This window comes from Kineococcus aridisoli, assembly GCF_050871885.1.
GTDB lineage: Bacteria > Actinomycetota > Actinomycetes > Actinomycetales > Kineococcaceae > Kineococcus.
Map to the genome: position 1 here is coordinate 1 of NZ_JBJLSF010000126.1, position 9,625 is coordinate 9,625.

Consider the following 9,625-nt stretch of genomic DNA (forward strand, 5'->3'; position numbering starts at 1 on the left):
GCGGGGGGGGGCGGTCGGGGCGGGGCCGGGGGTGGGCGGGGAGCGGGGCCCCGCCCCCCCCCCCCCCCCCCCCCCCCCCCCCCCCCCCCCCCCCCCCCCCCCCCCCCCCCCCCGATCGTGCGGCGTCGTGCGGGTGCCGTGCGGGCGCTCCCGGCGGGGCGCCCGGCGGGTGCGCCGGGTTTCAGCGCGGGGCGCGCCGCCACACCGGCCGGGGCGTGACCGCCATCGCCGCGGCCAGCGCGCGCAGCGCCCCGGGGACCCACACGACGTCGCGGCCCGAGCGCAACGCGTCCACGACGGCGTCGGCCACCTGCGCCGGGGTGCTCGCCAGCGGTGCCGGCGACATCCCCGCCGTCATCCGGCCGACGACGAAACCCGGCCGCACCAGCAGCAGCCGGACCCCGCTGCCGGCCAGCGCGTCGGCCAGGCCGCAGGCGAAGCCGTCCAGCCCCGCCTTGGCCGAGCCGTAGACGTAGTTCGCGCGCCGCACGCGGGCCCCGGCGATGGAGGAGAACACCACCAGCCGGCCCGCGCGCAGCGGCCGCAGCAGCTGCGCCAGGTGCGTCAGGACGCTCACCTGCGCGACGAAGTCGGTGTGCACGACCGCCAGCGCGTGCGCGGCGTCGCGCTCGGCGCGGGCCTGGTCGCCGAGGACGCCGAACGCGACGACGGCGTCGAGGGCACCGTGCCGGGCGACGAGGTCGGCCAGCAGCGGACCGTGCGAGGCGACGTCGTCGGCGTCGAACTCCACCGCCTCCACGCTCGCGCCGGCCGCCCGCAGGCGGGCCGCCTGCTCGGCCAGCTCCCCGCTGCGGCGGGCGGCCAGGACGACGGTGGGGGCACCGGCGCGCACCAGCCGCTCGGCGACCTCCAGGCCGATCTCGCTGCGCCCGCCGAGCAGCAGCACCGGTGCGGGGCGCCCGCTGCCCGCCGGAGCCGCCGGACCCGCCGCGCGCGCCATCAGATCCACCCCGAGCGGCGGGCCAGCACCACGGCCTCGTGCCGGTTGACGGCGCCGAGCTTGCCGGTGGCCGAGGACAGGTGGTTGCGCACGGTGCCCGGTGACAGCGAGGCCTTGAGCGCGATCTCCTCCACGCTCGCCCCGTCGGCGGCCAGCTCCAGCACGTCGGCCTCCCGGGGCGTCAGCGGGCTCTCCCCCGCGGCGATGGCGTCCGCGGCCAGCGAGGGGTCGACGTAGCGCCCGCCCGCGGAGACGGTGCGGATGGCCTCGGCGAGCACGGAACCCGAGGAGGTCTTCGGCAGGAAGCCCCGCACGCCCACCTCCAGCGCGCGCTTGAGGTAGCCGGGCCGGCCGTGGCTGGTGAGCAGCATCGTCGTGCAGCCGGGGACCTCGGCGTGCAGCCGCTGCGCCACGGCGATCCCGTCGGCCAGGCCCTCCGCGGGCGGCATCTGCAGGTCCAGGACCGCGACGTCGGGGGACTCCTTGCGCGCCATGGCGACCGCCTCGGCGCAGGAGGCGGCCTGCGCGACGACCTCCAGGTCGTCCTGCAGGTCCAGCAACCCGGCGACGGCGCTGCGCACCAGGTTCTCGTCGTCGGCGAGCAGGACGCGGATGCTCATGCGGGGACCTCCAGTCGTGCGGTGAGCTCGAACGTGCCGTCGGCGTGCCGGACGTCGAGGTCGCCGCCCAGCGGGCGCAACCGCTCCGCCAGCCCGGCCAGGCCGGAACCCCGGCCGCCCCGCTGCGCCCGGTCGCCGGCCGGGGCGGCGGCGCCGTCGTTCTCCAGCCGGACCTCCAGCCCCGCGCCGCGGCGCAGCAGGCTGATGCGGCACCACGTCGCGGCGCTGTGCCGCACGACGTTGGTGACGCCCTCGCGGATCACCCAGGCCGCCGCCGAGCGGACCTCCGCGGGCAGCGGGGCGCCGCCGCTGTCGTCGCGCACGGTGCACTGCACGCCCGCCGAGCGCAGCAGCGCGACGGAGCCGTCGAGCTCCTGCTGCAGGTCGACGGTGCGGTAGCCGCGGACGACCGCGCGGATCTGCTCCAGGGAGGCCTGCGCGATCTCGCGCACCTCCGCCGCCCGCTCCGCGGCCTCCGGCCGGCCGCGGCGGGCGAGCTCGGCGACGAGGTCGCTGGTGACGGCGATCGCGGACAGGTCGCGGCCGACGACGTCGTGCAGGTCGCGGGCGAAGCGCAGCCGCTCCTCGGCCACCGCCAGCCGGGCCCGGTCGCGCTCGGCGGCGGCGAGCCGGCGGACGACCTCCACCAGCCACAGCGACATCTGCAGCAGCGCCGGGGCCAGGACGGCGTAGAAGACGTGCAGGCCCACGGAGACGCCGACGGTGGCCTGCTCGCGCCAGCCGTCCGCGGCGAGCGCCGCCGCGGCCGAGGCGACGAGCGCGAGGGCGGCGGCCGCCGGTGCGTAGCGGCGGAAGCGGTGGCGGCCCAGCGGTGCCGCCGCGACGACCGCGGCGGTGCCCGCCGCGGAGCCGCTGGCGGCACCCCCGTCGAAGGCGAGGACCGCGGTCAGCAGGGCGAGCACCGAGGTCCCCGCCCACGCGGCCACCAGCCGCCGCCCCCAGGGCCGCCCGTCGACGGCGCGGCCGACGACGGCGGCCACCACGGCCGCCTGCACCAGCGACCCGGCCACCGCCGCGAGCAGGCCGGCACCGCCGCCCGCGGCCGCCCCGCCACCGGCGTCGGCGGCGTCGGCGGCGGCGTCGGCGCCGAAGGCGAAGACGAGGAAGGGGGCCAGGAACACCAGCGGCTGCAGCGACCACCGCGTGTAGAGCTCGACGCGCCGCAGGTCGTCTGCGTCGCGCCAGCGGTCGAGCAACCTCACGGGAGGACTCTCCCAGACGCTCAGCCGCGCGGCGACCAGCGGAACCGGCTGCGCACCACGGCCACCGACAGGCCGACCCAGGCCGCGGCGACGACGGTGGCCTGCAGCAGCTCCGCGCCACCGGTGCCGCCGGTCCAGCCGGCCCGCACGAGGGTCAGCACGGGGCTGAGCGGGGTGAACTCGGCGACGTCGGCGACCGCGGGCGGCAGCACGTCCAGCGGCAGCGCGAGCCCGGCGCCGAGGACGGCGATCGAGAGCACCGGCAGGCTCGTCATCTGCACGGCCTCCAGCGTGCGGGTGGCGACGGCGGTGACGAGGGCCAGGCCGGAGAAGACGGCCGCCCCCAGCAGCAGACCGCCGAGCACGAGCAGCGGGTTCCCCGGCACCGGCAGGTCCAGCGCCAGCGCGCCGACGGCGGCGAGCAGGACGGTCTGCACGAGCGTGATGGCCGTCGAGGGCAGCGAGAGCGCCACGAGCACCTCGCCGTCGGTGGCCTCGCCCGTGCGCAGCCGCTGCAGGACGCCCTCCTCGCGGCGGGCGACGGCCGCGGACAGCACGTTGTAGTAGACGACGAACAGCAGCAGCATCCCGACGAGGCTGCTGACGGCGACGGCGGCGGCCTCACCGGTCATCCCGGCCTCCCCGCCCAGGCTCGCCAGCAGGCCGACGACGGCCAGCGGCATGAGCACGGCGATGGACATCAGGGTCCGGTTGCGGCGCAGCAGGAGCAGTTCGGCCCGGGCGAGCGCGGCGGTGCGGCGCAGGCCCGCGCGCACGGGGCCCTCGCGGACCGGGGCGGGTCCGGGAGCGGTCTTCGACAGCGTGGGCGCGGGCATCAGGCGGCCTCCTCCGTGCGGGCGGTGCGGGCGGTGCGGGCGGTGGTGCGGCGGGCGGGTCGGGCGGGGTCGTCCTCGGGGACGTCCTGGCGGGCCAGCTCGAGGAAGGCCGTCTCCAGCGAGGCGGGCGTGGCCTTCAGCTCCGGCAGCGCCAGCTCGCGGGCCTGCGCCCAGGCCAGCACCCGGGACAGGCTGCGCTGCAGGTGGTCGGTGCGGACCACGACGTGCCGGCCGACGGCGCTGACGGTGTCGCCGGGGGCCAGCTCGGCCAGCTCGGGACGGCCCGCGGCGGCGTTCCAGCGGATCTCCGAGCGGTGCGGTGCGACGACCTGCTCGAGCGTGCCCGCGGCGACGACGCGGCCGCGGTGCATGATCGACAGCCGGTCGGACAGCTCCTCGGCCTCCTCCAGGTGGTGGGTCGTCAGCAGCACCGCGGTGCCGGCGGCGACGAGCTCGCGCACGAGGGTCCACACCCCGCGCCGGCTCTCGGCGTCCAGACCCGTCGTGGGCTCGTCGAGCACGAGCAGCTCGGGGCGGCCCAGCAGCGCGACGGCGAGGTCGAGGCGGCGGCGCTCCCCGCCGGACAGGCCCTTCACGGGAGCGGGCAGCTTGTGCTGCAGCCCCACGGCCTCGACGACCTCCGCCGCGGGCCGGCGCCGGCTCAGGGTGCCCGACCACATCGCCAGCGTCTCGGCGACGGTGAGGTCGCCGGGCAGCCCGCCGGACTGCAGGACGACGCCGGTGCGGGCGCGCACGTGGCGGCGCCCGCGGACCGGGTCGTGGCCGAGCACGCGCACGGTGCCGGCGGTGGGCCGGGCCAGGCCGGTGACGACGTCGACGGTGGACGTCTTGCCGGCGCCGTTGGTGCCCAGCAGGCCGACGACCTCGCCGCGTCCGACGGTGAAGCTGATGCCGCGGACCGCGCGGGTCCCTCCGGCGTAGGTGCGTTCGAGGTCCTCGACCTCGACGGCGTTCTCGACGGCGTCCACGTGCCGGCCTCCTCGGTGCTGGGTCCCTGCTGACGGTTCCCAGCCTCCCGGCGCTCCGGGCCCGCGACCCGTGCCGCGCCTCACGACTTCCGCGGCGCCCCGCACGCTCCACCCGTGAGGAACGTCACGGGTGGCCCGGCGCCGCCTCGCGCAGCAGCTGCGCCCACCGCTGCGGCGTGCTGCCGTCGGCGACGGGGGTGTAGAGCACGACGTGCAGGTCCGCGTGGTCGGCGGGCGTCAGCTGGTGGTGCTCCAGCAGCAGGTCACCGGTCAGCGGGTGGTTGAACAGCCGCTCGCGCGAGCTGAAGCCCCGCACGTCGTGGTCGCTCCAGCCCGCGGCGAAGGCGGGGCTGCTGCCCTGCAGCCGCCGCACGAGCGCGGCGACGGACGGCTCCCCCAGCCGGGGCCCCACCTCGGCGCGGAACTCCGCCAGGAAGCGCCGGCTGTCGGACTCCCAGTGCGGCAGCAGCCGGCGCACGTACGGGTCGGTGAACACCAGCCACAGCAGGTTGCGGTCCTCGGGGGCCACGGTGGCGATGCCCGGGTAGAGCACCGCGTAGGCCGGGTTCCAGCCCACGATCTGCCAGTCGGCGGCGATGGCGAAGCCCGGCAGCCCGGCCTGGGCGTCGAGCAGGCGCTGGACGTGCCCGGGAGCGGTGCGGGCGGCGAGGTCGGCGGCCGGGGGCGGCGGGGAGAAGCCGGCCAGCGAGAGCACGTACGCGTGCTCGGTCCCCGACAGGCGCAGCGTGCGGGCCAGCGCGTCCAGCACCTGCCGCGAGGGGTTGATGTCGCGGCCCTGCTCCAGCCACGTGTACCAGGTGACCGAGACCCCCGACAGCGCGGCGACCTCCTCGCGGCGCAGCCCGCGGCTGCGCCGCCGGCCGCCCTCGGGCAGGCCCACGTCCACCGAGCTGAGCTGGCCGCGGCGGCTGCGCAGCAGGGCGCCGAGCTCCTCGCGCCGTGCCGCCCCGCCCACCACCGCAGCCTAGGCCGTCCCGGTGCGCGTGCCGTCCGGGCGGGTGAACCCGCCGCGGGAGGCTCAACCCCCCGGTGCCCGCTCCCGACTCCCGGGGGATGACCACGGGACCGACGCAGAACTACGGGGACGCGGCGTCGACCACGTGGCGGCCCCGGCCCGTGCTGGCGACCCTGGTGCGGGCGGCCGCCTCGGTCGGCCCGCTGCTGTTCGCCGTGGCGGTCGGCGCAGCCGCCGCCCACTGGGTGCCGCCCGCCCGGCTCGGCGTGCCCGGGGCCGTGTGGCTGCTGCTCGTGGTCGCCCTCTCCTCCGGCGTGCTGATCGCCTGCTCGCGCTGGCTGCGCCGGCTGGTCCCCCTGTCGGCGCTGCTGCGGCTGAGCCTGGTCCTGCCCGACCGCGTCCCCAGCCGCTTCGAGGTCGCCCGCCGCACCTGGTCGCCGGCGGCCCTGGAACCCGCCGCCGGCGCGCAGGGCGACGCGGACGGCAGCGCCGGCGCGGCGGCGCAGGCCGACCGGGGTTCCGCCGAGCGGCTGCTGGCGCTCGTGAGCACCCTGGCCGCGCACGACGCGCGCACCCGGGCCCACGGCGAGCGGGTGCAGGCGTACGCGGCGCTGATCGGCCACGAGCTGGGGCTGCCCCGCGAGGAGGTGGACAAGCTCAGCTGGGCCGCGCTGCTGCACGACGTGGGCAAGGTCCACGTGCCCGTGGAGGTCATCAACAAGAACGGCCGGCCCACGGAGCAGGAGTGGGCCGCCCTGCAGCAGCACCCCTGCCACGGCGGGCGGCTGGTGGCCCCGCTGCGCACCTGGCTGGGGCCGTGGCTGGACGGCGTGGAGCAGCACCACGAGCGCTGGGACGGCGGCGGCTACCCGCAGGGCCTGGCCGGTGAGCAGGTGTCGCTGGCGGCGCGGGTCATCGCCGTCGCCGACACCTACGACGTCATCACCTCCGCCCGCGCCTACAAGAAGCCGATGTCGGCCGAGCAGGCCCGGGCCGAGATCACCCGCTGCGCCGGCAGCCAGTTCGACCCCGAGGTCGTGCGCGCGTTCCTGGCCGTGGGCATCGGCCGGCTGCGGCTGATCGCCGGGCCGGCGACGCTGCTGGCCGCCCTGCCGGGCGTGGGCTCGGCGCCCGCGCAGGCGCTGTCCAGCGCGGCGGCGGTGGCGCAGACGGCGGGCGGCCAGGTGCTGAGCGTGCTGCTGGCCGCCGGGGTCGGCGTGGGTGCCGGCACCGCCGGCACCCAGGCGCTGGCCGCTCCCGCGGACGCGCGGGAGCGGGAGGTGGTGGCGCAGCGCCCCACCGCCGAGGACGCCGACGCCGCCGTGGTCCGGCCCCGGCCCACCGGTACGGGCGCACCCACCCCGACGCAGCTGCCCACCCCGGTGCAGCCGCCCACCACCTCGGCCCCCGCCCCGGCCCCGGCCGGGAGCGGGGTGGCGGGGCCCACCGCGCAGCGCACCGCCGTCCCCGGTGCCACCGGGCGCAGCACACCCGTCCCGCACCCCTCGGCGCACCTCCTCGCCGCACGGCCGACCCCGGTGCGCACCTCCACCCCGGCGCCGACGCGCACCTCACCGTCCGCGGGGCCGACGCACACCTCCACCCCGGCGCCGACGCGCACCTCACCGTCCGCGGGGCCCGCCGGCACGCCCACGAGCACGGGCAGCCCGTCGAGCCCGCCGAGCCCACCGAGCCCGCCGACCGGGAACCCCAGCGACACGCCCACCGGCACCCCCACGACCGACACGCCCACCGGCACCCCCACGACCGGCACCCCCACCGGCACCCCCACGACCGGCACCCCCACCGGCACCCCCACGACCGGCACCCCCACCGGCACCCCCACCGGCACCCCCACCCCGTCGAGCCCGCCCACCAGCACACCCACCGGAACGACGCCGGTCCACCTCCCGACACCTTCGCCGAGCTCCAGCACGTGCGCGAGCAACAACAAGGACAAGGACAAGTGCGGCCACTGAGGCTGGACGTCGACCCGTCGTTCCTCTCGCGCCGACGCGCCGCCTCGCCGCGCGGCCGTCCCTGGTACTCCCACTACCAGCAGCGGCGCCGTCTTCCCCCCGCGGCGGGCGTGGCCGACAGTGCTCCCATGCCCCCGCTCAGGTCTCGGACCGTCACGCACGGCCGGAACATGGCCGGCGCCCGCGCACTGCTGCGCGCCGCCGGTGTGGCGCGCGAGGACTTCGGCAAGCCGATCGTCGCCGTCGCCAACAGCTTCACCGAGTTCGTCCCCGGCCACACCCACCTGCAGCCGGTGGGCCGCATCGTCTCCGAGGCGGTCCACGCCGCCGGGGGCATCGCGCGCGAGTTCAACACCATCGCCGTCGACGACGGCATCGCGATGGGCCACGACGGGATGCTGTACTCGCTGCCCTCGCGCGACCTCATCGCCGACTCCGTCGAGTACATGGTCGAGGCGCACCGGGCGGACGCGCTGGTCTGCATCAGCAACTGCGACAAGATCACCCCGGGGATGCTCATGGCCGCGCTGCGGCTGGACATCCCCACCGTGTTCGTCTCCGGCGGCCCGATGGAGGGCGGCACGGCCGTCCTCGTCGACGGCACCGTGCGCAGCCGGCTGAACCTCGTCTCGGCGATCGCCGACGCCGTGGCCGACGACGTCTCCGACGAGGACATCGCCCGCATCGAGGAGGCCGCCTGCCCCACGTGCGGTTCCTGCTCGGGGATGTTCACCGCGAACTCGATGAACTGCCTCACCGAGGCGCTGGGCCTGGCGCTGCCCGGCAACGGGTCGGTGCTGGCCACCCACACCGCGCGCCGCGCCCTCTACGAGGCCGCCGGGCGCACCGTCGTGGACATCGCGAAGCGCTACTACGAGCAGGACGACACCACCGTCCTGCCCCGCGCCGTCGCCTCGCGCGCCGCGTTCGACAACGCGATGTCGCTGGACATCGCGATGGGCGGCTCCACCAACACGATCCTGCACCTGCTGGCCGCCGCGCAGGAGGCGGGGCTGGACTACACGCTGCACGACATCGAGCAGCGCTCGCGGCAGGTGCCGTGCCTGACGAAGGTCGCCCCCAACGGCACCTACCTCATGGAGGACGTGCACCGCGCCGGCGGGATCCCCGCGATCCTCGGCGAGCTGGACCGCGCCGGGCTGCTCGACCACGACGTCAGCACCGTGCACTCGGCCTCGATGGCCGAGTGGCTGAAGACGTGGGACGTGCGCGGGGGTTCGCCCTCCCCCGAGGCCGTCGAGCTGTTCCACGCCGCCCCCGGCTGCGTGCGCTCGGCGAAGGCGTTCTCGCAGTCCGAGCGCTGGGAGTCGCTGGACACCGACGCCGCGGGCGGCTGCATCCGCGACGTCGAGCACGCCCACTCCGCCGACGGCGGCCTGGCCGTGCTGCGCGGGAACCTCTCCCCCGACGGCGCCGTGGTCAAGACCGCCGGCGTGGACGAGTCGATCTGGACGTTCTCCGGCCCGGCCGTCGTGGTGGAGTCCCAGGAGGACGCCGTCGAGGCGATCCTCACCGGCCGCATCAGCGCCGGCGACGTGGTGGTCATCCGCTACGAGGGCCCGCGCGGCGGGCCGGGCATGCAGGAGATGCTCTACCCGACCTCCTACCTCAAGGGGCGCGGGCTGGGGAAGACGTGCGCGCTGGTCACCGACGGCCGCTTCTCCGGCGGCACCTCCGGGCTCTCGATCGGGCACGTCTCCCCGGAGGCGGCCGCCGGCGGCACCATCGCCCTCGTCGAGGACGGCGACACCGTCGTCATCGACATCCCGAACCGCGTCCTGCGCCTGGACGTGCCGGAGGAGGAGCTGCAGCGCCGGCGCGCCGCCGTCGAGGCCGGCCGGGGCTACCGGCCGGCCGCACCGCGACCGCGCAAGGTGTCCACCGCGCTCAAGGCCTACGCGGCCCTGGCGCTGTCGGCCGACAAGGGCGCCGTCCGCGACGTCAGCCGCTTCGGGGCCGACGGCTGAGCAGCGCCGCCGGGCCCGCTCCGCGCGCGCGGAGCGGGCCCGGCGGCGCTGCT

Annotated in this window: 8 protein-coding genes; 2 read left to right on the forward strand and 6 right to left on the reverse strand. The window is 77.5% G+C overall.

The window, feature by feature from the left end:
- Positions 1-181: 181 nt before the first annotated feature.
- The 6 genes from dprE2 to ACRYM2_RS21785 all read right to left on the reverse strand — a co-directional run bounded on the left by dprE2 (position 182) and on the right by ACRYM2_RS21785 (position 5,608).
- Positions 182-961 (reverse strand): decaprenylphospho-beta-D-erythro-pentofuranosid-2-ulose 2-reductase, encoded by a 780-nt coding sequence (gene dprE2, locus ACRYM2_RS21760; RefSeq protein WP_432524669.1) that lies wholly within the window; start codon positions 959-961, stop codon positions 182-184.
- Positions 961-1,581 carry a response regulator gene (locus tag ACRYM2_RS21765; RefSeq protein ID WP_432524670.1) on the reverse strand — a complete coding sequence of 207 codons (621 nt, stop codon included), beginning with the start codon at positions 1,579-1,581 and terminating at the stop codon, positions 961-963. Before ACRYM2_RS21765 ends, dprE2 begins: the two co-directional genes overlap by 1 nt.
- Positions 1,578-2,804 (reverse strand): sensor histidine kinase, encoded by a 1,227-nt coding sequence (locus ACRYM2_RS21770; protein WP_432524672.1) that lies wholly within the window; start codon positions 2,802-2,804, stop codon positions 1,578-1,580. The genes ACRYM2_RS21765 and ACRYM2_RS21770 overlap by 4 nt, the downstream gene beginning before the upstream one ends.
- A 20-nt stretch (positions 2,805-2,824) precedes the next feature.
- Complete coding sequence (locus tag ACRYM2_RS21775; protein ID WP_432524674.1) at positions 2,825-3,640, reverse strand: ABC transporter permease; 816 nt, start codon at positions 3,638-3,640, stop codon at positions 2,825-2,827.
- Positions 3,640-4,629: an ABC transporter ATP-binding protein gene (locus ACRYM2_RS21780; RefSeq protein ID WP_432524675.1), complete on the reverse strand. Its 990-nt coding sequence runs from the start codon at positions 4,627-4,629 to the stop codon at positions 3,640-3,642. The genes ACRYM2_RS21775 and ACRYM2_RS21780 overlap by 1 nt, the downstream gene beginning before the upstream one ends.
- A gap of 124 nt (positions 4,630-4,753) precedes the next feature.
- Positions 4,754-5,608, reverse strand: coding sequence for a helix-turn-helix transcriptional regulator (locus tag ACRYM2_RS21785; RefSeq protein WP_432524677.1), 855 nt, complete (start codon positions 5,606-5,608; stop codon positions 4,754-4,756).
- A gap of 95 nt (positions 5,609-5,703) precedes the next feature.
- On the opposite strand from ACRYM2_RS21785, the gene ACRYM2_RS21790 reads away from it, so the two are divergent.
- Positions 5,704-7,584, forward strand: a complete 1,881-nt coding sequence (locus tag ACRYM2_RS21790; protein WP_432524679.1) for an HD domain-containing phosphohydrolase — start codon at positions 5,704-5,706, stop codon at positions 7,582-7,584.
- A 128-nt stretch (positions 7,585-7,712) separates the two neighbouring features.
- Positions 7,713-9,572, forward strand: a complete 1,860-nt coding sequence (ilvD, locus tag ACRYM2_RS21795) for a dihydroxy-acid dehydratase (RefSeq protein ID WP_432524680.1) — start codon at positions 7,713-7,715, stop codon at positions 9,570-9,572.
- The last annotated feature ends 53 nt before the right edge of the window (positions 9,573-9,625 follow it).